Genomic DNA, 23,891 nt, shown 5'->3' on the forward strand with positions numbered 1-23,891 from the left:
CCGTCACAGCGTTTCCGCAGGAGGGCGGCGGAGCCTTACACCAGCCTGACCATCCGCTGGCGTTAGCGGTTTTTGTTCACCGGCTTGCGCTTCTCGATGAACGCCGCCATGCCCTCGGAGCGGTCTTCCAGCGCGAAGGTCGCGTGGAACAGGTTGCGCTCGACGCTCATGCCTTCGGCGAGCGTGGTCTCGAAGGCGCGGTTGACCGCTTCCTTGGCCATGGCGACGGCGGGGCGCGACATCGAAGCGATCTTCTCGGCTGCGGCCATCACCTCGTCCATGAGCTTGTCAGCCGGCACGATGCGGCTGACGAGGCCGCTGCGCTCTGCTTCCGCTGCATCCATCATGCGGCCGGTGAGGCAGAGGTCCATCGCCTTCGACTTGCCGATCGCGCGGGTCAGGCGCTGGGTGCCGCCGATGCCGGGAATGGTGCCGAGCGTGATTTCGGGCTGGCCGAATTTCGCGGTATCGGCAGCGATGATGAAGTCGCACATCATGGCGAGCTCGCAGCCGCCGCCGAGCGCATAGCCCGCGACCGCGGCGATGGTCGGCTTGCGGCAGCGCGCGATGCGGTCGCCGCCGATCGCGGCAAAGTCCTCGGAGAACATGTCGATGAAGCCCTTCGGCTGCATCTCCTTGATGTCGGCGCCGGCGGCAAAGGCCTTCTCGCTGCCGGTCACGACGATGCAGCCGATGGCGTCATCGGCCTCGAGGTCGTCGACGGCCGCGGCGATCTCGCGGAAGACGCCGAAGGAGAGCGCGTTGAGCATCTTCGGCCGGTTCAGCTTGACGATGCCGACCGCGCCTTTGCTCTCGACGATGATGTGTTCGAACGTGCTCATGCTCCACCCACGCGTTTGATTGGGCGGGCAATGTGCCCGCTGGCGCGGTGGGCTTCAAGGGGGCCTAGAAGCCGTCGGAACGAGGCCATCCGGAACGCGCGGCGAAACGCGCGTTCCGGAGGAGGTCGCTCAGGCCAAGAATCGGGCCGGGAATCAGACCAGGAATCAGGCCATGAACATGCGTGCGGCAGAGGCCAGCGTCAGCAGGGCGCCGAAACCGATGAAGATCTTGCCGATCAGGGAGCTCTGGTCCCAGGCCGAGCTCTGGCTGCTCGCCATCACCGGTGCCGGCCGCGGCTGCGCGTCGGTTGCGGCGATCACCGCCTTCTGTGCCGGCGGATTGTCCGGCTGCAGGGCGCGGTCGAGGTCGTTGAGCTGATCGGGCGCCACCACCTGAGTTTCCTCATTCGGGGCGGCGGTATTATCGGCTGCTGCCTGAACGTTGCTGTTGGCGCGGCCGGTCATCGCGGAGGCGGCGGCAGCCGTCGGCGTATCGGCTGCGGCGATCTGCGCATTGGCGTTGGCGACTTGCGGCGGCATCTGGCTCGAGGCCGGCACGTCGTTGTCGGCTTTCGCCACGTCGGCCTTTGCCGCGCCGTCCTTCTTGTCGGCCTTGTCCTGGGATTGTTCTTGGGATTTCTGCGCCGCCTTGCCGCTGTCGCGGTGGCGCGACGCATGGCGCCGCTGCTTGCCCGGCTTGACCGTGTCGGCTTGCTTGGTCGCGCTGTCCGCATCGCTGGCTGAACTCGGCGCCGCCTGTGCAGCGCCTCCGGACAGCAAGAAAAGTCCGGCAAGAAGGATCAATGCCGCGTGTCCGCTGGCTTTCATCATGTTGACGATCTCCCCAATTCGGCCCGTCCCGGACCGAACAGAGACCCCGGGCCGTGACGGCAGCGGGGCAAAAAGTGGGAATCTTCGGGTTACACCGGGCAAAAGCGGGGCAAACCGCGCCCCCACGATCGGCCGCCGGGTGCGGACGGGACCGATCGGTGTTATGAGCCGTCGCGGGTTTTGCGGCCGCATCGCGTGGCGTGGCGAGGGGTTGATCACGAATTCGTGATCTTTCTGGCGCCGGCGTAACAAATTGAAAGAGCGGCCGAATTGCATGGTGAGGGCGCGCGTGCGCGGACGTGAGGACGAGTGGACCGGCCTGATGCGGTCGGCCATGGCGGGCGATGATGCGGCGTATCATCGCCTGTTGAAGGCGGTTACGCCTGTGCTGCGCGCCGCCGCGAGGCGGGGCCTGGCGCGGGCCGGGCAGCCTCCCGACCAGGCCGAGGATATCGTGCAGGAGATTCTGTTGGCGGTGCATCTGAAGCGGCACACCTGGGACAGCGAAGCCCCCTTCGCCCCGTGGCTGTTTGCGATCGCCCGCAACAAGCTGATCGACACGCTGCGTCGGCGGGGCAGGCGGATCTTCGTCAACATCGACGATTTCGCCGAGACGCTGCCGGGCGAGGCGCCGGAGGAGACGGCCTCGGCGGCCGAGGTCGCAACGCAGCTCGGCACGCTGCCGCAGCGCCAGCGCGACGTGTTGCAGTCGATCGCCGTCGACAGCGCTTCGATCAAGGACACGGCGTCAAAATATGCGATGAGCGAAGGCGCGGTGCGGGTCGCGCTGCATCGCGGACTTGCGGCGCTGACTGCCAAACTGCGGGACCGCTAGCCATGGATACCGATCAACTCATTCGCTCGCTCGCGGCCGACAACGCCCATCGCGCGCCGCGCGTCGGCGCCGTGCTGACGATGGCGCTGCTGGTGGCCGCGCCCCTTTCGATTTTGATCTTCGCGACGTTCCTCGGCGTGCGCGCCGACGTGATGAGCGCGATGCACAATCCGTTCTTCGACATGAAGTTCGCTGTCACGCTCTCGCTCGCGATCCCGGCGATCATCGTCAGCCTGCATCTGTCGCGGCCCGAAGCCCTGATGCGCGGCTGGGGCTGGCTGCTGCTGCTTCCCGTCGGCCTGCTCGCTGTTGCGATCGGCGGCGAGGCGATGATGGCCCCGGCGATGCCAATGACGATGCGGATGGTCGGCAAGAACTCCAGGGTGTGCCTGCTCGCGATCCCCGCGATGTCGCTGCCGCTGCTTGCAGGCGCGCTGTTCGGCCTGCGCCACGGCGCGCCGTCGCATCCCGCGCTCGCCGGTGCGCTCGCCGGCCTGCTGTCGGCCGGCATCGCCGCGACGCTCTACGCCTCGCACTGCACCGACGATTCGCCGCTGTTCGTCGCGACCTGGTACACGCTTGCGACGGCGCTCGTGACCGCGATCGGCGCTGCCGTGGGGTCAAGAGTCCTCCGGTATTGAAGACGCTCCGCGTAAATTGACGTCAAATATCCGCGACGAGCCGGGCTCGCCCATCGCGTCCGCATTCATGAACGACGCTAATAGGTTCATGCGCTCGTGAACGGCTAATCCCGGTCGCGTTGAGAAACTAACTTTGGTTGGACGACTTCTATCCAGAGCGTCGATGGACGCTGCTGTAGCGAGGGATATGCCCAACCATGCGAAAACCCAGCGCATTCGAAATGTCGCGGCGGAACCTTCTGATTGGAACCGCTACGACGGTCGCGATCGGAGCAAGCGCGCGAGCGGCCGGCGCTCAGAATTCCGCTGCCGGACTTCCGTTGCCGACCAACGAAGCCCCCGCGATGGCGACGGTATCCTTCAGTGTCAACGGCGAAGCCCGGGCGTTGAAGCTGGATACCAGGACCACGCTGCTCGATGCCCTGCGCGAACATCTCCATCTCACCGGCACGAAGAAGGGCTGCGATCACGGCCAGTGCGGCGCCTGTACCGTGATCGTCGGCGGGCAGCGCATCAATTCATGCCTGACATTGGCCGTGATGCATGAGGGCGACACTGTCACGACGATCGAGGGGCTTGGCACGCCGGAGCAGATGCATCCGATGCAGGCGGCCTTTGTCAAGCACGACGGCTTTCAGTGCGGCTATTGCACGCCGGGGCAGATCTGCTCGGCGGTATCCGTGATCCAGGAGATCAAGGCCGGAATTCCCAGCCACGTCACCGGCGATCTCAATGCGGCTCCGGAATTGACCAACGCCGAGCTGCGCGAGCGCATGAGCGGCAACATCTGCCGCTGTGGCGCCTATTCCAACATTGCCGAGGCGATCACCGAGGTTGCCGGGAGGCCCGCATGAAGTCGTTTACCTATGAGAAGGCGAATACGCCCGCGGCTGCCGCATCTGCGGCGGCGGGCAACGGCAATGCCAAATTCATTGCCGGCGGCACCAATCTGCTCGATCTGATGAAGCTCGAAATCGAGACGCCGTCCCATCTGATCGACGTCAATGGTCTGGGATTCGACAAGATCGAGCCGACGCCCGACGGCGGCCTTCGCATCGGCGCGCTCGTGCGCAACACGGCGCTGGCCGCCGATGCGCGTGTCCGGCGCGACTACGGCGTGCTGTCGCGCGCGCTGCTTGCCGGCGCCTCCGGGCAATTGCGCAACAAGGCGACCACCGCCGGCAATCTGCTGCAACGGACGCGTTGTCCCTATTTCTATGACACCAACCAGCCCTGCAACAAACGCAGCCCCGGTAGCGGCTGTGCCGCCATCGGCGGCGTGACCCGCCAGCATGCGGTCATCGGCGCGAGCGAGGCCTGCATCGCGACGCACCCGAGCGACATGGCGATCGCCATGCGCGCGCTCGATGCGACCGTGCAGACAGTTCGTCCGGATGGTTCGGTCAGGGATATCCCGATCGCCGATCTCCACCGGCTGCCGGGCGATACCCCGCACATCGAGACGACGCTCATCTCGGGCGAATTGATCACATCCGTGACGCTGCCGAAGCCGGTCGGCGGAACGCACATCTACCGCAAGGTCCGCGATCGCGCCTCTTACGCGTTCGCGCTGGTTTCGGTGGGAGCCATCGTCCAGCGCGACGGGACCGGCCGCGTTGCCGTCGGCGGTGTCGCGCACAAGCCGTGGCGGGTCGAGGCGGCCGAAGCCGAAATGCCGCATGGCGCCAAGGCCGTCGCCGCGCGCCTGCTCGAAGGTGCGAGGCCCACGAAGGAGAATGCATTCAAGCTCGCTCTGGTGGAGCGAACGCTCGGCGCGGTCCTGACCGAAGTGAAAGGCTGAGCCATGAAGTTCGACACGCCTGCGACCACCAACCCGATCGATCAGCTCAAGATCATCGGCCATGCCACCAGCCGGATCGACGGCCCGCTGAAGACCACGGGACGGGCGACCTATGCCTATGAGTGGCACGATAGTGCCGCGAAGCCTGCCTACGGCTACATCGTCGGCGCGGCCATCGCGAAGGGCCGGATCGCGTCGATGGATCTGTCGCGTGCCAAGGCCGCGCCCGGCGTCCTCGCGATCGTCACGGCCGAAAATGCCGGCAAGCTCGGCAAGGGTAATTACAACACGGCCAAGCTGCTCGGCGGGCCCGAGATCGACCATTATCACCAGGCCGTCGCGGTCGTCGTTGCTGAAACCTTCGAACAGGCCCGCGCCGCGGCCCAATTGGTCCAGGTCAATTACAGCGCGGCGAAGGGCGCCTTCGATCTGTCAGCAGGACGGGATGGCGCTGCCAAGCCGTCCAGTCGGGGTGAAGCGCCGCCCGACACCGCGGTTGGCGATTTTGCCGGCGCCTTCGCCGCGGCACCAGTGCAACTCGATGCGAGCTACACCACGCCGGACCAGGCCCATGCGATGATGGAGCCGCATGCCTCGATGGCGGCCTGGGAGGGCGATAAGCTCACGCTCTGGACCTCCAACCAGATGATTGCCTGGACCACCGGGGACGTTGCAAAGACGCTCGGTCTGCCCAAGGAAAACGTCCGGCTGATCTCGCCGTTCATCGGCGGCGGTTTTGGCGGAAAGCTGTTTCTCCGTTCCGACGCGGTGCTGGCGGCGCTCGGCGCGCGTGCCGCCAATCGTCCGGTCAAGGTGGCCATGCAGCGCCCCTTGATGTTCAACAACACGACGCATCGTCCGGCGACGATCCAGCGCATTCGCATCGGTGCTGGCAGGGACGGCAAGATCACAGCGATCGGACATGAGAGCTGGTCGGGCAATTTGCCGGAGGGCAGGCCGGAGACGGCGGTTCAGCAAACCCGTCTGCTCTATGCCGGCGAGAACCGGATGACGGCGATGCGTCTCGCCATGCTGGATCTGCCCGAGGGCAACGCCATGCGCGCGCCCGGCGAGGCACCGGGCATGATGGCGCTGGAGATCGCCATGGACGAGATGGCGGAACGGCTGGGGCTCGATCCCATTGAATTCCGCGCGCGCAACGACACCCAGGTCGATCCCGAGCATCCGAAGCGTCCCTTCTCGCAGCGGCAGCTCGTCGAATGCATGCGGATCGGTGCGGAGCGCTTCGGCTGGAACAAGCGACATGCCGAGCCCCGCAAGCAGCGCGACGGTCGCTGGCTGGTGGGGATGGGCATGGCCGCCGCGTTCCGCAACAACCTTCTGATGAAATCAGGCGCACGCGTTCGCCTCGACGGTCAGGGATTGGTGACCGTCGAGACCGACATGACCGATATCGGAACGGGCAGCTATACCATCATCGCCCAGACCGCTGCGGAGATGATGGGGGTGCCGCTGGAGAAGGTCGTCGTGCGTCTGGGCGACTCCAGCTTCCCGGTATCTGCCGGCTCCGGCGGACAGTTCGGCGCGAACAATTCGACCTCGGGCGTCTATGCCGCCTGCGTCAAGCTGCGCGAGGCCGTGGCGCAGAAGCTCGGCTTCAATTCCGCGGACGTTGCCTTCACGGATGGGCAGGTCACGTCGGGCAACCGCAGCGTTCCGTTGGGGCAGGCGGCATCCGACGGTGAGCTGAAAGCCGAGGATTCAATCGAGTATGGCGATCTCGCCAAGACGCATCAGCAATCGACGTTCGGCGCGCATTTCGTCGAGCTCGGCGTCGACGTCGCAACGGCGGAAATCCGCGTGCGTCGCATGCTTGCCGTCTGTGCCGCAGGTCGCATTCTCAATCCCAAGACGGCGCGCAGCCAGGTCATCGGCGCCATGACCATGGGGGTCGGTGCCGCGCTCATGGAAGAGCTCGTCGTGGACAAGCGCGCCGGCTTTTTCGTCAATCACGATCTGGCCGGCTACGAAGTCCCGGTTCATGCCGACATTCCGCATCAGGACACGATCTTCCTGGATGAGACGGATCCGATGTCCTCGCCAATGAAGGCCAAGGGCATCGCCGAGCTCGGGATATGCGGCGTCGCTGCGGCGTTGGCCAACGCCATCTACAATGCGACCGGCATACGGGTGCGCGACTATCCGATCACGCTCGACAAGCTGCTGGATCACATGCCCGACGCTTGACGTCGTCTGCGCCGGCTTCACGCCGCCGGCGTCGCGCTCTGCATGCGGTGGAAGCGCAGAACCTGCTGGGCGGTCGAGCTGCGCAGGGCCTCGTAGGTATCGCGCAGCGTCAGCATGTCGGTCTGCGAGCCGCCTGCGAGCTTCTCGCGCATGGCGATGATCGCGCGCACGGTCGGCCATTGCATGCCCGCGACTTTGGCGAGGATCATCACGCCCTCTGTGCGGCTCTCGATCATCATGTTCTCGGCGGTCTCGACCGCGACGCCCGCGAGCGCCGCAAGTCCCGCATTGGTCTCGTCGAACTTGCCCTGCTCGGCGAAAGCGGTGACCTGGGACTCGTTGAGCCGGCCGTCCTCGTGCAGCGACCGCACCAGCGCGCGCGCCATTTCGGTCTGCCTGGTCATGGCGGCGGCGCGGACCCGCTGGGCCGCTTCCTGGACCACGCTGGACACTTCGTCCGCGAGCCCGGGATGGGCGGCCTCGAGCTTCCTGCGGACGCTCAGGGACGCCTTTGCGACCAGCTTTAGGTAGTGATGGCGCGGCAGGTTGGGCCGCAGGCCGATGCAGGTGGCGAGGTCATCGTCGCGTTCGGCGCGCGTGACGAGATCGGCGAGACTTCCCTCGGAGAGCTGCGCGCCCGGATTGCTGACGGTCGATTGCACCACGTCCTCGTTGCCGCGCGTCACCAGCACGTCGGTCAGTGCTTCCGACAGCACCCGCCGCAGCGAGATCGCCTTGAGATGCGCCTGGCTCCTGGTGCGCGCGATCTCGATCAGGGTCGCCTCGTCCAGCCGCTCCGATTTCGAGAGCACGGGGCCGGAGACCTCGATCACCTCGTCGAGCGCGAGCGTGCGGATGATTTTGGGCGGCGCAGCGGCGATCGGGGCGAGCCGGTCGGCAAGCAGCGCCCGGGCCGAGGTCTCGATCTGCTCGATCAGGCACTGGAACACGTCGTCGAACACCCTGGTGTGCTCGTCGGAATAATCCACCGCGTTGTTGATGAAGAGATCGGTGACGCGGCGCAGGGTCTCGACCCGGCGCGCGACGGTGCCGTGCGAGAGCGCGGCCTGCAATTCCTCCAGCAGATTCTCGGATGGTTTTTCGGATCTGGATCTCATTGCCCTGTCCTGGAGCGTTTGGCCCGGCGGTGGATTCTCACGCGCCGGAGGAAATGGATTGGTCAGTTCGATGCAATTCGGTTGCGCCCTTGCGCCTTGGCGGAATAAAGCGCGCTGTCGGCGCGTGCGAGAAATGTGTCGGCAGTATCAGCGTCATGGAGCGTCACGACGCCCGCGGAAATCGTTACCCGCATGCCGGGGGAAAATGCGCTCCAGTCGAGATCGGCGACGATGCCGCGCAGCCGATCGAGCATGCGTGCCGCCGCGCCGCCGTCGGTGCCCGGCAGCAGCAGTAAAAATTCCTCGCCGCCATAGCGGCCGAAACAGTCGGCCGGGCGGATATTCGCAAAAACGGTGATGGCGAAGGTGCGCAGCACCTCGTCGCCGACGGGGTGGCCGTGGGCGTCGTTGATGCGCTTGAACCAGTCGAGGTCGATCAGCGCGATGGCGCAAGGTGCGGACGCCTGCCGCGACTTTTCGATTTCTGCGTCGAGCAGCCGCATGATGCAGCGACGGTTGTAGGAGCCGGTGAGCTCGTCGAGCTCGGCGAGCTCCTCGATGCGCCGATAGGCATCCTGCAATTCGATGCTCCGGCGATACAGCACCTTGCGCAGTGTTGCACCGAACAGGCCCAGGAAGGCGCACTGGCCGATCACCAGCACGAAGCAAAGCATCGAGGCGGTCCGCTGCAGCTTCGTGGCGACCGGCATGCCGATCGGCAGGTCGGAGGCGAGGAAGACGGCAGCAAGGCAGGTCGTCGCGATCGCCCAGGTGAACATCGCCTGCGCCGAGGTCATGCGCAGCGAGCCGAAGGCGAAGATCAGGAACAGCACGCTGATGAAGGCGACGCCGATGGTCGGCACCGACACCAGGAAGATGAACTGCAGCGCCATGTGCGCCGAGATCTGGAAGACGGTGAGATAGTGGTCGCTGTGGCCGTCGCCGACGCCGGCTTCCGACATCACGACGAAGATGCCGATGATCGTCAGGCCGCCGATCCAGAACAGCGATGGAACGTTCATCCCGACGGCGCCGTCATGGGCATAGAGCAGCAGCACGAAGGCGCCGAGCGAGTAGCTTGCGACCTGGCCGATATACATCTGCCGGCGTTGCCGGGCCCGGCGCGCCCGCACTTCGGGCGCAGCCGCGTCGGGCATGAGAACGAGATCCGCGACCTCAGCGGCATTCCTTTCGGGTAAGGTCGTCGCGGCCGTGCTCATTGTCCCGCCAATGGTGGATGTCAGCCCAAAAATCTACGTGGCAAGCCTTTAGGTTTGGTATCCTTCGAAACCGAATCCAAACGGTGCAGCGCGAAACAGGGTGATAGCGGCCGGGGGGAGAATTTGCCGGCGATTAGGCATTGTTGGCGACGCCGTCGAGCCAAAGCGCGGCTTGGTGAGACATACGTCGTGCAGGGCTGCTAAGGTTCCACCATGTCGGGCCGTCGACGCCGAACGGCGTTGCGCAGGAAAGTGCACCATTACTATGTTACCGTTCTTGAGCGAGGCGGCCAACCGCCGCGGGTGGCAAAAGGAAAATTCACGTATGTGGGGTAGATCACAGAGGCCCCCGTGGGACTGCGGTAAGTTGAAGAATTTCGCCCCTCCCGTCGAACCCTCTGCCGCGTCGACCCGACCAACTTTGCGAGACGGGCATTGAGCGTGACACAGGCGGCTTCGGACGAGGTCCTGATCGCCAGGATCGCCCAAGGTGACCGACTCGCCATGCAGGTGCTGTACGGGCGGCACCACGTCAGGGTTTACAGGTTCGGTCTGAGGCTCGTGCGAGACGAGCAGGCGGCGGAAGACCTCATCAGCGAGGTGTTTCTCGACGTCTGGCGTCAAGCCGGCAAGTTTGAGGGCCGATCCGCCGTTTCCACCTGGCTGCTGGCAATCACCCGATTCAAGGCCCTGTCTGCGCTCCGGCGCAGGAAGGATTTTGAGTTGGACGAAGACGCCGCGAACGCGATTGAGGATACGTCCGACAATCCGGAAACGGTGGTGCAGAAGAAGGATACCAGTGAAGCGTTGCGGGAGTGTCTGACGGGCCTCACGCCGGAACACCGGGAAATCGTCGATCTCGTCTACTACCACGAGAAGTCCGTGGAAGAAGTGGCTGAGATCGTCGGCATTCCGGAGAACACTGTGAAGACGCGCCTGTTCTATGCGCGCAAGAAACTGGCCGAACTGCTGAAGGCAGCCGGCGTTGAGCGAGGCTGGCCATGATGGCATTGAGCAAGAAGATGCTGGAGCAAGAGCCCAGTGAAATTGAACTCCTGCTGCCCTGGCACGCCGCCGGCACGCTGAGCGCGCGCGATGCCCGCCGCGTCGAGGAGGCGCTGGCGCGTGATCCGGAGCTCGCAAAGCAGTATTCCGCAATCCGCGGCGAGTACGAAGAGACCATCCATCTGAACGAGACCCTGGGTGCTCCGTCGGCGCGCGCGATGCAGAGGCTGTTCGCCGCGATCGACGCCGAGCCGGCGCGGGCCGCCACGTCGCTGCCGCTCTCGGCGCGCATCGCGACGTTCTTCTCGAGCCTGTCACCGCGCACGCTGGCCTGGTCGGCAAGCCTGGGTGCCATCGCGCTGCTGCTGCAGGCCGGCATCATCGGCGCCGTGCTGATGAAGACCCAGACCGCGACCTACGAGACCGCTTCGCTGTCCGTCGGCGCGCCGATCACGCGCGAGCTTGGAGCCACCGCTGCGCCTGCGCGCGCGCTGGTGCGCTTCACGCCCGAAGCACGCGTCGCCGACATCACCGCGCTGCTCGACAGCTACCAGGCGTCGATCATCGGCGATGCCAAGGGCGGCATGTTCCGTCTCCAGTTCGACAAGGCGATGAGCCAGGACGAGCTCGCCTCCCTGCTCGGCAGGATGCAGCGCGAGAAGTTCGTGAACCTCGCCGTCGCGGCGCCTTAAACGCGCCGCTGCACCGATGACGCGCAAGTCCGAGAGTGCGGTAAGCGGGAGGATCTACGCTTCGTCGGTCGGCGCTGCGCTCCTGCTCGCCGCCGGCCTCGGCGTCGAGGTTGCGCAGGCCCAGGCGATCATGCGCACGCCGACCATCAGCGTCCCCACGCGCACGCCCACCATCTCCCCCAGCATCGCCGCGCGCGTCAGCCCGGGCGTCGGAGCGCGGGCGGCCGCAGTCGCCCCTGGCCCGCGAGCCATTCCTGCGATCCCGCACACGATCACGGCGCGGAGGGCACCGACGCCGGTCCTGCCCTACGCACGCTATTCGCCGAACCTCTACCCGGCCTGCACCGCCGCGTATCGCGACGCCGACGGCGAATGCCTGGCGCAGCCGAGCGCCGGCGGCGACGGCGCGGGCAAGTCTGGCAGGAAGAGCGCAGGGAAGGGGAAGGGCAACAGCACGCCTGCCGCCGTCGCCTTGCGCAGCTTCGCCAATGAATTCGTGGCCGAGATCGACGGCGCGCTGTCGGTGGCTGAAGCCGACGAACTTGCGCGTCGCCACGGCCTCACGCGCGTGGCCTCCGAGAATTTCCCCTTGATCGGGGCGACGTTCGGCCTGTTCCGCATCACCGATGGCCGGCCCTCCGAGACGGTGCGGCGCGAGTTCGCCGCCGATGGCAGCGTGCGCTCGCTCCAGCCGAACTACCGCTACGTGCTTCAGGACCAGAAATCGTCCGTGCCAACCGAGGGCGATCCTGCGCAATACGCACTGACGAAACTTCGCCTGCCGCAGGCGCATACGCTGGCGCACGGCGCCAACGTGACGGTTGCCGTGATCGACTCCGGCATCGACGCCCATCATCCCGAGCTCGCGCATTCGATCGCCGACAATTTTGATGCGCTCGGCAGCACCGAGGGCCCGCACGTCCACGGCACCGGCATTGCCGGCGTCATCGTGGCGCATGCCAAGCTGATGGGCAGCGCGCCCGAAGCGCGCATCATCGCCATCCGCGCCTTTGGCGGCACGACGGGCGGAGCCCAGAGCTCGTCCTACATCATCCTGCGTTCGCTGAATTACGCCGCCGAGCACGGCGCGCAGATCGTCAATATGAGCTTTGCCGGTCCAAAGGACGCCGTGATCGAACGCGCCATCGCGGCGACCGCCGCGCGCGGGCTGGTGCTGATCGCGGCCGCCGGCAATGCCGGCGCGAAATCGCCGCCGCTCTATCCGGCCGCCAATCCCAACGTGATCGCGGTCAGCGCGACCGACCAGCAGGACAGGCTGTTCGCCGCGTCCAACCGCGGCAATTATGTCGCGCTGGCAGCGCCGGGGGTCGACATCTTCCTGCCGGCGCCTGACGGCAAATACCAGATGACCTCGGGAACCTCGTTCTCGGCCGCCTATGTCTCCGGCGTCGCCGCGCTGCTGCTCGAGCGCAACTACGCGCTGAAGCCGGAAGCGCTGCGCATGACGCTGGCGAAGACCGCGCGCGACCTCGGTTCACCCGGTCGTGATGATCTCTTCGGTGACGGCCAGGCCGATGCGTTTGCCGCAGTCACGGCCGTTCCCGCCGACGGCGCGACGCCGGTTGCCGCGGCGTCCGGTACAACAAAACGTGAAGATGCCGAGAAGCGTCGCGAAGAGCCCGCCATCCGCGCGATCGAGCAACCTTCGCTGTCGAGCGCCGACGATAAATCCACGGTTTCTCAGACGGATAGGCCGGCGACCCGATAGCGGCTGCGACAAAGATGCACGCAGGCCGAAGCTCAAAAAATCAAACGCCGCAATTGAACGTTCAGCGCGCTGCCACGACCAAAATATGTGGGAGCGGTCATCCCTCCCCATAAGTCATATCAGGCGCGAGCGCCCATCCACCCCAAGCGCCCATATGGCTCGACCCGTCCGGTTGTCCCCCCGGACGGGTCTTTTCTTTTGGGGCTCTGATTTCTCGAACCGCTGCGCACGATCAGCTTCCGGTTGAGCGATCGTGGCTGCGCCCATGGGCAGCGCCGGCGGGACGCCCCGCAAGCCGGTTATGCTTGTGCGAAGCTTGACTCGAAAACACAGCAAATATCCGCACGACTACGGACTTTGATGACGACCGCCGTGTCGTTGCTGGACAAGTCAAAACTTTTCCACAAAATATTCATGTCGCGTCTAAATTGATTCGTGTGCGTTGCGTCGCGTCCGTATTTTCTCCTGACGGGCTGATTTATGACACATCGCCAAGAGGTCGTTCGCGCCGCGGCCGGGGGCCGCGCGATTGCTGCACGATGGTGCGCTCTCGCCGAGCAGAGGCTGGAACATCTCTCCGAAATGTTCGAGACCGGACGCTGGCGCCGCTATCACTCCGAGATCGCATTTCTCGAGAACATCCAGGAAGCCAAGCGCGCCGTCCAGACCTGGCGCGCGCTCGCAACCGGCGGGGACGTTGCCGCGGCGGCCGCGAGCGTCTCGCCCGCCTTCGGCTGGTCGCCCGCGACCATGCCCCGCGTCTTTCCGCGGGAGGCGCAGACCGTGCAGCCGAAGGCTGTCCATATCTCCCCCGAGACCGCCGTGCCGGTCAGGCTTGAGCCCAAGCCGGGCATCCTTGCCGAAATCACCGAAGCCCCGCTCGTGCCGCTGGCCCCGGTCGCACCGATCCCGACGCCTGCTGCGGTGGCATTGTTCACGGCACCCGCCGACGTCGTACCGCTCAAGGCTCCCGCCGCGAGACCGCCGGTCGCCGCGCCCGTCGTCAGGCCTCCGCTCGCCGTCCCTGCGGCAATGGCACCGCGCACCGCGCCTGCTGTGAGGCCTCCGCTCAGCGCGCCTGCAATCGCTACGCTCCTGCCGCAGTTCGTCCCGCCGGCCGCCGAAATCGTCGCGGCCCCCGAACGCGTCGTCGAATTCACCTTCAGCCTCGACGGCCTGGAAGCGAAGTACCCGCTGCTGCGGAACGCGTTCTAGCTCTCCAGGGCAGGGCTCGCGCCCAACATTCGCTGTCGTCCTGGCGAACGCCAGGGCCATACCGGAATCTCTCGATCAGGCGACGCGGCTGGTCCCGCACGCATGGCCACCTACCGCCGCACCGCGTTCCCGCCGATCACCACTTGCGCAAAGCGCTGGGCCCCCTCCGCCGACAGATCCGACGTCACCGCCCGGGCGTGATCGAGCCCGACCACGGCGCCGCGCGGGGTTTCCGAGATCATGTTGTTGTTGACGAGCGCGGTGCCCGCGCCGGGAACCACGGAGACGCCGACGCCGGCGAGCGCCTTGCGGATCACGTTGCCGGTGATCGCGACGTCGCGCAGATATTTGCCCCAGCCCGCGACGATGCCGTAGGACGGCGCGTTCTCGATCACGTTACCGGTCACCGATGTGTCAGCCTCGATATAGATGCCGACGCCGGCATCGTCGTCGGGGGCGGTGCCGATGGGGCGCTTCGGGATCAGATTGCGGATGATGTTGCCCTGGACCACCGCGATGCGGCCGCCCTCGTTGAAATTGCAGACGGAGACGCCGACGGCGGCGCCGTCCACCGTGTTGTTGGCGATCACCGCAGCCTCGAACGCAAACTCGGAATAGAGCGCGACCTCGCGCACATCGCTGACGCTGTTGCCTGATATGTGGATGTTCGAGGCCGAATTGCCGCGCACCGCAGAGTAGTCGCAGTTCCTGATGCGGTTGCCGCGCACGATCACGTTGCCGGCGCGGAAGGCGTTGATGGCGTTGCCGTACTGGCCGGAGCCGCCGGGGCCGGCCTTGATGTCCTCGATGCGGTTATCGTTGACCAGCGTGCCGTCGTCACCGATCGCGGTGCGCAGGATCTCGATGCCGTTGTCGTTGGTGCCGATGATGGTATTGCGGGAAACGCTGAGGCCTCTGGCGTCGAACGAGACGACCGCCGTCACCGCGATATTCGTGAAGATGTTGCCGGAGATGTCGCCGGACACCTGCTCGAGCCAGATGCCGCTGCCGCCGGAGCCGGTGATCTCGCAATCGGTGATGCGGACGTCACGCCCGCCGAGGACATGGATCAGTCCGCGCCGCGTCGGCAACGGAATGCCGCCGCCGTCGAAGGTGAGGCCAGTGAGGCCGATCGTATCAGAGCCGTCGCTCTGGATCGCCGCGGCGCCGCCGGTGAAGACGAATTTTGTCGCGCCGCGCACGCCGATCAGCTGCGCGCCATTCGGCAACCGCAGCAATCCGCTGCGATACACGCCCGGCGGCAGTGCCAGCGGCACCTGTGCCCGCGCAGCCTCGTCGATGGCGCGCTGGAGCACGCGCGTCTGATCCTCACTGGCGCCGGGCCGCACGCCATATTGGGTGGCATCGCGGCCGAGCAGGGACGTCAGCGGCGCCGCGCGCGCGGCGTCGGCGGGCATGGCGAGCGCACCCGCGATACTGGCGGTCGAAGCTCCGATGAGGTGTCGGCGATTGAGGTCCATGACGCGTCCTCCGGCGGACGCGGGGGTCCGCGACCGACTAGGTAGCGCAGGGCGGCAGGCCTCGCGGGGATTGTTCGCGGTAGGGTTAAATGTTTACCGCAAAGACGGTGTCGTAGGGTGGGCAAAGCGAAGCGTGCCCACCATTCTCGCCATGAATGCCGACAGACGGTGGGCACGGCGCAAGGGCGCCTTTGCCCACCCTACGAAGCCGGCGTATTCCGCCGCTTCCTTGCCAAACCCACGATCTCCATGAGCATTGCTTCCCCCGCATCCACCAGTTCCTCCAGCGTGATCCGCGGCGCACCCTTCCGCCGTACCGCGCCGCTGCGTGCAAGCAGGGGAATGTGGATGAACGCCGCAAGCTGCGGTCCGCCGGCCCTCACGTTCTCGATCGCACGCCAGCTCAGATAGTTACAGAGATAGGCGCCGGCATCGCGCGAGGCGCGCGCGTCGACGCCGGTGAGGCGTGCGGCGCGCAACAGCCTTGCCGTGTGCGGACCGAACATCATCGCGTCCGCATGGCCCGCGATGCCGCGCTTGCTCGAACGCGTGTTGGCGGCATCGGGCCAGAGCATGGTGACGGCATTGCGCGCGCGCGTCTCGATGCGCAGGTAAGGCGTGCGGGAGGCGAGACCGAACATCAGCAGCGCATCCGGCTTCTCTTTCGCAAGCACCTCAGGCAATTGCCGGTCGACCGCGGCATAGGTGACCGGAAAGATGTGGCTGGAGATCGCGACATCGTCGAGCGCCGGTCGGCGCAGCTGCGCCAGCCGCGCGACCAGGGGCTGGGTCGGGTTATAGGGCGCGCCGGGGAACGACCCGAAGCCGGTGAGGAGAATGCGGAGTTTTTCGCTCATTGCAGCAACTCCAGAATTTTCTCCGCGGCGAGTGCCGGCGTGAGATGGCCGTCGGCGACTTCAGCCTCGATCTTCCTGACCTTCGCGCGCACCGACGCCTCGCTGCGCAGCCGCGCCAGCATGCGCTGCTCCAGCATCGACCACATCCATTTCACCTGCTGCTCGCGCCGGCGCGCAGCAAAATCGCCGGATGCATTCATCGCCTTGCGGTGATCGACAATCTTCTGCCAGATCTTTGCAATGCCGTCGCCCGTCAGCGCCGAATAGGTCTCGACCGGCGGATGCCAATGCTCGGACCGCGGCGCCAAAATATGCAGCGCGCCGCGATAGTCGGCTGCGGTGATGTTGGCGCGCTTGAGATTGTCGCCGTCGGCCTTGTTGATCGCGATCATGTCGGCGAGCTCGACCAGGCCCTTCTTGATGCCCTGCAATTCGTCGCCGCCGCCCGGCAGCATCAGCGCGAGGAAGAAGTCGGTCATGTCGCAGACCGCGGTTTCGGACTGGCCGATGCCGACGGTCTCGACCAGCACGACGTCGAAGCCGGCAGCCTCGCACAGCAGCATCGCCTCGCGCGTCTTGGCCGCGACGCCGCCGAGCGTGCCCGAGGACGGCGAGGGACGGATGAAGGCATCGTCCGAGGCCGACAGCCGCGCCATCCGCGTCTTGTCGCCGAGGATCGAGCCGCCGCTGCGCGCCGAGGACGGATCGACCGCGAGCACCGCGACCTTGTTGCCTTGCTCGATCAGATAGCTGCCGAGCACATCGATGGTGGTGGATTTCCCGACGCCTGGCGATCCCGTGATGCCGACCCGAAACGCCTTGCCGGTGTCGGGCAGCAGCGTCTGCACCAGCTCGCGCGCCAGCGCCTGATGGTCGCCGCGCCGGCTTTCCACCAGCGTAATGGCCCGCGCCAGCGCCGCGCGGCTGCCGGCGCGCAAGTCACGGGCAAGGGTCTTGATGTCGAGCGAGGCTTTCTTCTCAGTCATGCCCTGCTTTACAACGCCGAGGGGAGGCAGGCGAGGGCCGCTCGCCCGATATCACCTGCCCGTTGCCGCCGCCGTCTGCGCCGGCTTCACCTTGCGCCAGACCCAGACCATCACCGGCCAGAGCAGCGCGCCGATCGCCATCGCGGCGAGGATGGCGGCGACCGGCCGCTCGAAGAACGGCAGGATGCTGCCGTCGGACTTGATCAGCGACGTCACGAACGCCTGCTCGACCATGGTGCCCATGACGATGCCGAGCACCATCGCGGCCACCGGATAGCCGTTGGCCTCCATCACATAGCCGATCACGCCGAAGGCGGCGACGGTGACGACGCCGAACATGTTGTTGCCGATCGCGAACGAGCCGACCGCGCAGCACAGCATGATGATCGGCATCACGGTGGAGCGCGGCGCCAGCAGGATGTAGGCGGCGACGCGGATCATGGCGATGCCGAGCGGGATCATCAGGATGTTCGCGATGATGAACATCAAATAGATCGCATACATGCTCGACGCCTTCTCGGTGAACAGCGTCGGGCCGGGATTGAGCCCCTTCATGTAGAGCACGCCGATCGCGATCGCGGCGATGGTGTCGCCGGGGATGCCGAACAGCAGCGAGGGCACCCAGCCCGAGGCGATGCTGGCGTTGTTGCTGGCGCCGGCCTCGACCAGGCCCTCGACATGGCCGGTGCCGAATTTCTCCGGCTCCTTGGAGAAGCGCTTCGACATCGCGTAGGAGACCCAGGCGGCCATGTCGGCGCCGGCCCCGGGCAGCACGCCGATGATGATGCCGATGATGTTCCCGCGCGTCATCTGCCAGTGATACTTCTTGGTGAGCCTCCACTGGCCGGCCATGATGCTTCCGAATTTTCGCCGCGGCAGCGGCGGCGGCTCGGGCGTCAGCATCGCGCGCATCACCTGTGCCACCGCGAACACCCCGACCAGCGCCGGGATCGGCTCGATGCCGCCGAACAGGTCGGTGATGCCGAAGGTGAAGCGCGGCACGCCGCCGGGATTCTCGATGCCGATGCAGGACACCAGCAGGCCGAGGAACATGCCGGCGATCGCCTTCACCGGCGAGGAGCGCGCGACCAAGGTGGCGCACATCAGGCCGAGCAGCGCCAGCCAGAAATATTCGAAGGTCGAGAACGACAGCGCGATCTCGGCAAGCGGCGGCGCCAGGATCATCAGCGACAGCACGCCGGCGATGCCGCCGACGGCCGAGAACCAGACGCCGGCGCCCAGCGCAAGCTCCGCCTGGCCCTTGCGCGTCATGGCATAGGCTTCGTCGGCATAGGCGGCGGAAGCGGGCGTGCCGGGAATGCGCAGCAGCGCGCCGGGGATGTCGCCGGAGAAGATCGCCATCGAGGAGGCCGCGACGATGGTCGCGATCGCCGCGATCGGCGAGAGGTAGAAGGTGACGGGGACGAGCAGGGCGGTCGCCATCGTCGCCGACAAACCCGGGAGCGAGCCGATGACGAGCCCGTACACGGAGGCCGCGAACATCGCGATGATGACCTCCCAGGTGGAGATCAGGGCGAACGCTTCAATCAGGGTCTTGAGCATGGGATCACCAGGGCGTCGGCAACAGGCCGACGGGAAGCGGCACGCGCAGCAGCTTGCCGAAAATGAGGTGGATGGCGAAAGGCGACAGCGCCGCGAGCGGCAGCGCCAGCTTCCACTTCGCCCCTAACGCGGTCGAGGTGACGTAGACCATGATCGCCGCGGTGATGATGAAGCCGAGCCGGTCGGCAGCGGCCACGTAGAACAGCAGCAGCGCCGGCGGCAGCAAGGCGCGCAGGCCGTAGAACTTGCTCTGCGGCGGCGGCGCCGCCGCCACCTGGCCGTCCTCGAGCGGGACCAGCTCTTCCTCCTCCTCGAAGGAATGACCGATGCCGAACACGATCGCGAGCCCGCACAGCGCGAGCCCGGTGCCGATCACGAGCGGAAATACGTTGGGGCCGACCGGTTGCCCCGGCACCGGCGGCAGGATCCAGCCGCCATAGGCCGCGGCAACACCGAGAACGACGAGAAACGATCCCGTGACGGAGTCGGGAAGACGCATGGGAGGAGTCCTATGAGAGTCTTTCTCCCTCGCCCCGCTTGCGGGGAGAGGGTCGGGGTGAGGGGGGCTCTCCGCGGGCGAGGTGAGAGTTGGGTTTGCGGAAACTCCCCCTCACCCGGATCGCATCTGCGATGCGATCCGACCTCTCCCCGCAAGCGGGGAGAGGCGAGGAGGTCCGCGATCCAATCACTCCAACCACGTTCATCTCACGCGAGAGCAGCGGCAGATCACGCCTTCGACAAACCAGCCGCCTTCATTGCGGTGCCCATCTGGGCGTCGCCCTTGTCCATGAAGCTGGCGAACTGGCCGGCATCGCCCCACACGGTGCCGAAGCCGCGGTTGCTCATGAAGTCCTTGAACTCGGCGGAGTCGTAGACCTTCTTCAGGGCCGCGGTGAGCTTTGCGGCGAGCTCCGGCGGCAGGTTCTTCGGCGCGCCGATGCCGCGCCAGGCGCCGGTCGCGTAGTCGATGCCCATCGCCTCCTTCAGCGTCGGCACGTCGGGGAAGATCGGGTTGCGCGCCGGCGCCATGATGGCGAGGCTCTTCGCCTTGCCCGCCTCGATGATGGCGCGTGCTTCCGGCACCGAGCAGGTGGTGAGGTCGAGGCCGCCGGCGGCGAGGTCCTGCATCGCGGGCGCAGCTCCGTTCGACGGCACCCAGGCGACCTGGTTGGCGGGCAGGCCCATCGCCTGCATCCAGCCGACCAGAGCGAGATGCCAAATGCCGCCCTGGCCGGTGCCCGACGCCTTGAACTTGCCGGGAGGCGCCGCCTTGATGGCTTCGGCGAGGTCCTTCACCGTCTTGTACGGCGAGGAGGACGAGACCTGGATGCCCGGCGGGTCCTCGTTCATCAGCGCCAGCGGGGTGTAGCTCTTCGGCGTCAGCTCGGTGAGGCCCTGCCAGTGCATCATCGAGATTTCGACGGTGAGCATGCCGATGGTGTAGCCGTCCGGCTGTGCGGTCGCGATCGCGGTATGGCCGACGACGCCCGAGCCGCCGGTGCGGTTGACCACGTTGAAGGGCTGGCCGAGATCCTTTTCCAGCAGCGCCGCGACAATGCGCGCAGTCGCATCGGTGCCGCCGCCCGCGCCCCAGGGCACGATCACGGTGACGGGCCGCGCCGGATAGGCCTGTGCGAGAGCGGGCGTGAAGCCGAATGCGGCGGATGCTGCCACAGCAGCGGAAGAGGCCGCAAAGGTGCGGCGCGTAATCTTGGACATCAATGCCTCCCAGCGGCGCCCGTGACACCGGGCGCTCTTGTCAATGAAGGCATTCTAGTCGGCTTTGCGGCGCCGCCGCAAGGTAGCGCTACCACGGCGCTGTGAGCAACGTGTCGCTGCTCAAAACATGATCACTGCGGCTCGTCCGCGTCGCCCTTCGGCCGCGCGCCACCGAAGATGCCGGTACCTTCCGCCGTGAGATACGGCTTCAGCGTTTCCCACGGCACGAATGCGACATATTCGCCCTCGGCGTAAGGGCCGACCGCATAAGGCGGGTAATGGAAAGTGAGCCCGGAGCTCTTGCCCGCTTCGGTTGAAGGCGCGAGCGTCACCGCGCCGATCTTGAGCAGGCTCGGCTCCACGCTCTTGAACCACTCGTCGGTCGCGGTCTCATTGGTATCGCGCTTTTTCTTCTCGGCTCTGAGCGAGGCGATCACGGCTTTCACCATCGCCTTCATGGTCGGGCCCTTGTCGGCGGTCTCGGTGAAGAACGGACGGATCGAGATGCGCTTGTTCTGGCTCCTGTCCCACAGGATCGTGTTCACGTCCGAATTGGGATGCGCGCCATGGGTGTCCATGTAGTCGTTACGGAGGACACTGACATAGCGGTCGGCAACGACCGAGCGGATCGAATATTTGCGCTCGAAATCCCAGCCACCGTCCTTGAAGAACTGCGGGTCCTCCTTGCGCGAGGCGGCAGCCTCGGCCGCATTCTTGTCGAGCCACTTTTTGCCTTCGGCGAGGCAGTCCGCCGCCAGCGGTGCATCGGCCTTGATCTTGTCGTCGAGGAAGACGCGCGCGTCGATGCTCTTGGTCTTGATGACGGCGTCGGGCTTTGGGTCGGCGGCATGCGCGGGGCCGAACAGCGCGCCGCAAACGGCGGCCGCAGCCAGCGCGCGCAAGATCGTAGGCGCGAGAAACATCACGCGAAAATCCTTCTTGTTGGAAGATCGGCGGTGACCGCTACTCCGCCGCCTCGCTATGCCCGAGCCGGGCGTTCAGCTTGCGGATCAGCTCCTCGGCGGCCTCCGCGATCACGGTGCCGGGCGGGAAGATCGCTTCGGCGCCGGCCGCATAGAGCGCGTCGTAATCCTGCGGCGGCACGACGCCGCCGATGATGATCATGATGTCGTCGCGGCCTTGTTTCTTCAGCGCGGCCTTGAGCTCGGGCACGGCGGTGAGATGGGCGGCGGCGAGCGAGGAGACGCCGAGGATGTGGACGTCGTTCTCCACCGCCTGGCGCGCGGCTTCGTCCGCCGTGGCGAACAGCGGCCCGATGTCGACGTCGAAGCCGATATCGGCGAAGGCCGAGGCAATCACCTTCTGGCCGCGGTCGTGGCCGTCCTGTCCGATCTTGGCGACCAGGATGCGCGGGCGGCGGCCTTCGGCCTCCTCGAAGGCGTCGATCAGCGCCTGAACCTTCTCGACCTGGTTGCCCATCGTGGACGCCTCCCGCTTGTAGACGCCGGTGATGGATTTGATTTCGGCGCGGTGGCGGCCGAACACTTTCTCCATTGCGTCAGAGATTTCGCCGACGGTCGCCTTGGCGCGCGCCGCGTCGATCGCGAGCGCGAGCAGATTACCGTTGCCTTCGCCGGCCGAGCGCGTCAGCGCGGCAAGCGCCGCGTCGACGTCCTTCTGATTGCGCTCGGATTTGAGCCGCGTCAGCTTGTCGATCTGGAGCCGGCGGACATTGGTGTTGTCGACCTTGAGGATGTCGATCGGAGCCTCGTCGCTCGGCTTGTACTTGTTGACACCGATCACCGCCTGCTTGCCGGCATCGATGCGCGCCTGGGTCTTGGCCGAGGCCTCCTCGATGCGCAGCTTGGGCACGCCGGCCTCGATGGCCTTCGCCATGCCGCCAAGCTCCTCGACCTCCTGGATGTGGCCCCAGGCCTTCGCGGCGAGATCGCGCGTGAGCCGCTCGACATAATACGAGCCTCCCCAGGGATCGATGATGCGGGTGGTGCCGCTCTCCTGCTGCAGGAAGAGCTGGGTGTTGCGGGCGATGCGCGCCGAGAAATCGGTCGGTAGCGCCAAGGCCTCGTCGAGCGCATTGGTGTGCAGCGATTGGGTGTGGCCTTGCGTCGCCGCCATCGCCTCGACCGTCGTGCGCATCACATTGTTGAAGACGTCCTGCGCGGTGAGCGACCAGCCCGATGTCTGGGAATGCGTGCGCAGCGACAGCGAGCGCGGGTCCTTCGGGTTGAAGGGCTTCAGGAGCTTGGCCCAGAGCAGGCGCGCGGCACGCAGCTTGGCGACTTCCATGAAGAAGTTCATGCCGATCGCCCAGAAGAACGACAGGCGCGGCGCGAAGCGGTCGACATCCAGGCCTGCAGCAAGGCCGGCGCGCAGATATTCGACGCCGTCGGCGAGCGTATAGGCGAGCTCGAGGTCCTGCGTCGCCCCCGCTTCCTGCATGTGATAGCCGGAGATCGAGATCGAATTGTATTTCGGCATCTTCGTGGAGGTGTAGGCGAAGATGTCCGAGATGATCCGCATCGAGGGCGCGGGCGGATAGATGTAGGTGTTGCGCACCATGAACTCTTTCAGAATGTCGTTCTGAATCGTCCCTGAGAGCTTCTCCGGCGCTACGCCCTGTTCGCCTGCGGCCGCGACGTAGAGCGCGAGGATCGGCAGCACCGCGCCGTTCATGGTCATGGACACGCTCATCTGGTCGAGCGGAATCCCTGCGAACAGCGTGCGCATGTCGTAGATGGAATCGATCGCGACACCGGCCATGCCGACGTCGCCGCCGACGCGCGGATGGTCGCTGTCATAGCCGCGGTGGGTGGCGAGGTCGAAGGCGACCGAGAGGCCCTTTTGGCCCGCCGCGAGGTTGCGGCGGTAGAACGCATTGGAATCCTCCGCCGTGGAGAAGCCGGCATATTGCCGGACGGTCCAGGGCTGGTTGACATACATGGTCGGGTAGGGGCCGCGCAGGAAGGGCGCGATGCCCGGATAGGTCTCGAGGAAATCGAGCCCGGCCAGATCAGCCTCGCCATAGGTGGGCTTCACCAGAATGCCCTCGGGCGTCAGCCACGGCTCGGCGCTGCCGGCAGGCACTGCGGTGGCTGCCCTCTGGAAGGCGACGTCTGCGAAGTTCGGAATGCGGCTCATGGTTTCAACCATATCATAGGGTCGCGCA

At 66.1% G+C, this 23,891-nt stretch carries 21 protein-coding genes; 9 read left to right on the top strand and 12 right to left on the bottom strand.

Going from position 1 to position 23,891, the window contains the following annotated elements:
* Positions 1-62: 62 nt before the first annotated feature.
* Both NLM15_RS14005 and NLM15_RS14010 read right to left on the bottom strand, forming a co-directional pair.
* Entirely contained in the window at positions 63-842 is a 780-nt protein-coding gene (locus tag NLM15_RS14005; protein WP_254117638.1) for an enoyl-CoA hydratase, read from the bottom strand.
* A gap of 165 nt (positions 843-1,007) precedes the next feature.
* Entirely contained in the window at positions 1,008-1,673 is a 666-nt protein-coding gene (locus NLM15_RS14010) for a hypothetical protein (RefSeq protein WP_254124234.1), read from the bottom strand.
* A 289-nt stretch (positions 1,674-1,962) separates the two neighbouring features.
* Between NLM15_RS14010 and NLM15_RS14015 the strand changes: the two genes are divergently transcribed.
* From NLM15_RS14015 to paoC, 5 genes are all read left to right on the top strand, one after another.
* Complete coding sequence (locus NLM15_RS14015; protein ID WP_254117640.1) at positions 1,963-2,508, top strand: sigma-70 family RNA polymerase sigma factor; 546 nt, start codon at positions 1,963-1,965, stop codon at positions 2,506-2,508.
* 2 nt (positions 2,509-2,510) lie between these two features.
* Positions 2,511-3,149 (top strand): NrsF family protein, encoded by a 639-nt coding sequence (locus NLM15_RS14020; RefSeq protein WP_254117641.1) that lies wholly within the window; start codon positions 2,511-2,513, stop codon positions 3,147-3,149.
* A gap of 197 nt (positions 3,150-3,346) precedes the next feature.
* The gene (gene paoA, locus NLM15_RS14025) at positions 3,347-4,003 is read left to right on the top strand and encodes an aldehyde dehydrogenase iron-sulfur subunit PaoA (protein WP_254117642.1); all 657 of its coding nucleotides are present in this window, start codon (positions 3,347-3,349) and stop codon (positions 4,001-4,003) included.
* A complete protein-coding gene (locus tag NLM15_RS14030) occupies positions 4,000-4,950 on the top strand; it encodes a xanthine dehydrogenase family protein subunit M (RefSeq protein WP_254117644.1) in 951 nt (316 codons plus the stop codon). Before paoA ends, NLM15_RS14030 begins: the two co-directional genes overlap by 4 nt.
* Before the next feature lie 3 nt (positions 4,951-4,953).
* The gene (gene paoC, locus NLM15_RS14035; RefSeq protein WP_254117646.1) at positions 4,954-7,158 is read left to right on the top strand and encodes an aldehyde oxidoreductase molybdenum-binding subunit PaoC; all 2,205 of its coding nucleotides are present in this window, start codon (positions 4,954-4,956) and stop codon (positions 7,156-7,158) included.
* A gap of 17 nt (positions 7,159-7,175) precedes the next feature.
* Here the strand turns inward: paoC and NLM15_RS14040 are convergent, their stop codons facing one another.
* Together NLM15_RS14040 and NLM15_RS14045 are read right to left on the bottom strand one after the other, a co-directional pair.
* Positions 7,176-8,276 (bottom strand): DUF2336 domain-containing protein, encoded by a 1,101-nt coding sequence (locus NLM15_RS14040; RefSeq protein ID WP_254117648.1) that lies wholly within the window; start codon positions 8,274-8,276, stop codon positions 7,176-7,178.
* A gap of 62 nt (positions 8,277-8,338) precedes the next feature.
* Positions 8,339-9,496: a GGDEF domain-containing protein gene (locus NLM15_RS14045; protein ID WP_254117650.1), complete on the bottom strand. Its 1,158-nt coding sequence runs from the start codon at positions 9,494-9,496 to the stop codon at positions 8,339-8,341.
* A gap of 435 nt (positions 9,497-9,931) precedes the next feature.
* Between NLM15_RS14045 and NLM15_RS14050 the strand changes: the two genes are divergently transcribed.
* From NLM15_RS14050 to NLM15_RS14065, 4 genes are all read left to right on the top strand, one after another.
* Positions 9,932-10,501: a sigma-70 family RNA polymerase sigma factor gene (locus NLM15_RS14050; RefSeq protein ID WP_254117651.1), complete on the top strand. Its 570-nt coding sequence runs from the start codon at positions 9,932-9,934 to the stop codon at positions 10,499-10,501.
* Positions 10,498-11,193 carry a hypothetical protein gene (locus tag NLM15_RS14055; protein ID WP_254117653.1) on the top strand — a complete coding sequence of 232 codons (696 nt, stop codon included), beginning with the start codon at positions 10,498-10,500 and terminating at the stop codon, positions 11,191-11,193. Before NLM15_RS14050 ends, NLM15_RS14055 begins: the two co-directional genes overlap by 4 nt.
* A 16-nt stretch (positions 11,194-11,209) precedes the next feature.
* A complete protein-coding gene (locus NLM15_RS14060) occupies positions 11,210-12,922 on the top strand; it encodes a S8 family serine peptidase (protein ID WP_254117655.1) in 1,713 nt (570 codons plus the stop codon).
* Positions 12,923-13,402: 480 nt separating this feature from the next.
* Entirely contained in the window at positions 13,403-14,137 is a 735-nt protein-coding gene (locus tag NLM15_RS14065; protein ID WP_254117657.1) for a TIGR03809 family protein, read from the top strand.
* A gap of 110 nt (positions 14,138-14,247) precedes the next feature.
* Here the strand turns inward: NLM15_RS14065 and NLM15_RS14070 are convergent, their stop codons facing one another.
* The 8 genes from NLM15_RS14070 to scpA all read right to left on the bottom strand — a co-directional run bounded on the left by NLM15_RS14070 (position 14,248) and on the right by scpA (position 23,863).
* Positions 14,248-15,618, bottom strand: coding sequence for a TIGR03808 family TAT-translocated repetitive protein (locus NLM15_RS14070; protein ID WP_254117659.1), 1,371 nt, complete (start codon positions 15,616-15,618; stop codon positions 14,248-14,250).
* A 200-nt stretch (positions 15,619-15,818) separates the two neighbouring features.
* On the bottom strand, positions 15,819-16,475 hold the full coding sequence (locus tag NLM15_RS14075) for a pyroglutamyl-peptidase I (protein WP_254117661.1): 657 nt from the start codon (positions 16,473-16,475) through the stop codon (positions 15,819-15,821).
* Positions 16,472-17,461, bottom strand: coding sequence for a methylmalonyl Co-A mutase-associated GTPase MeaB (gene meaB, locus NLM15_RS14080; protein ID WP_254117662.1), 990 nt, complete (start codon positions 17,459-17,461; stop codon positions 16,472-16,474). Before meaB ends, NLM15_RS14075 begins: the two co-directional genes overlap by 4 nt.
* A gap of 51 nt (positions 17,462-17,512) precedes the next feature.
* Positions 17,513-19,024: a tripartite tricarboxylate transporter permease gene (locus tag NLM15_RS14085; RefSeq protein ID WP_254117663.1), complete on the bottom strand. Its 1,512-nt coding sequence runs from the start codon at positions 19,022-19,024 to the stop codon at positions 17,513-17,515.
* A 4-nt stretch (positions 19,025-19,028) separates the two neighbouring features.
* Entirely contained in the window at positions 19,029-19,523 is a 495-nt protein-coding gene (locus tag NLM15_RS14090; RefSeq protein WP_254117665.1) for a tripartite tricarboxylate transporter TctB family protein, read from the bottom strand.
* A gap of 227 nt (positions 19,524-19,750) precedes the next feature.
* Positions 19,751-20,743, bottom strand: coding sequence for a tripartite tricarboxylate transporter substrate binding protein (locus NLM15_RS14095; protein ID WP_254117666.1), 993 nt, complete (start codon positions 20,741-20,743; stop codon positions 19,751-19,753).
* A gap of 131 nt (positions 20,744-20,874) precedes the next feature.
* Complete coding sequence (locus tag NLM15_RS14100) at positions 20,875-21,666, bottom strand: RsiV family protein (RefSeq protein ID WP_254117668.1); 792 nt, start codon at positions 21,664-21,666, stop codon at positions 20,875-20,877.
* A 40-nt stretch (positions 21,667-21,706) separates the two neighbouring features.
* Entirely contained in the window at positions 21,707-23,863 is a 2,157-nt protein-coding gene (gene scpA, locus NLM15_RS14105) for a methylmalonyl-CoA mutase (RefSeq protein WP_254117670.1), read from the bottom strand.
* Between the last annotated feature and the right edge of the window lie 28 nt (positions 23,864-23,891).

The organism is Bradyrhizobium sp. CCGB20, assembly GCF_024199855.1.
Taxonomy (GTDB): Bacteria; Pseudomonadota; Alphaproteobacteria; order Rhizobiales; family Xanthobacteraceae; genus Bradyrhizobium.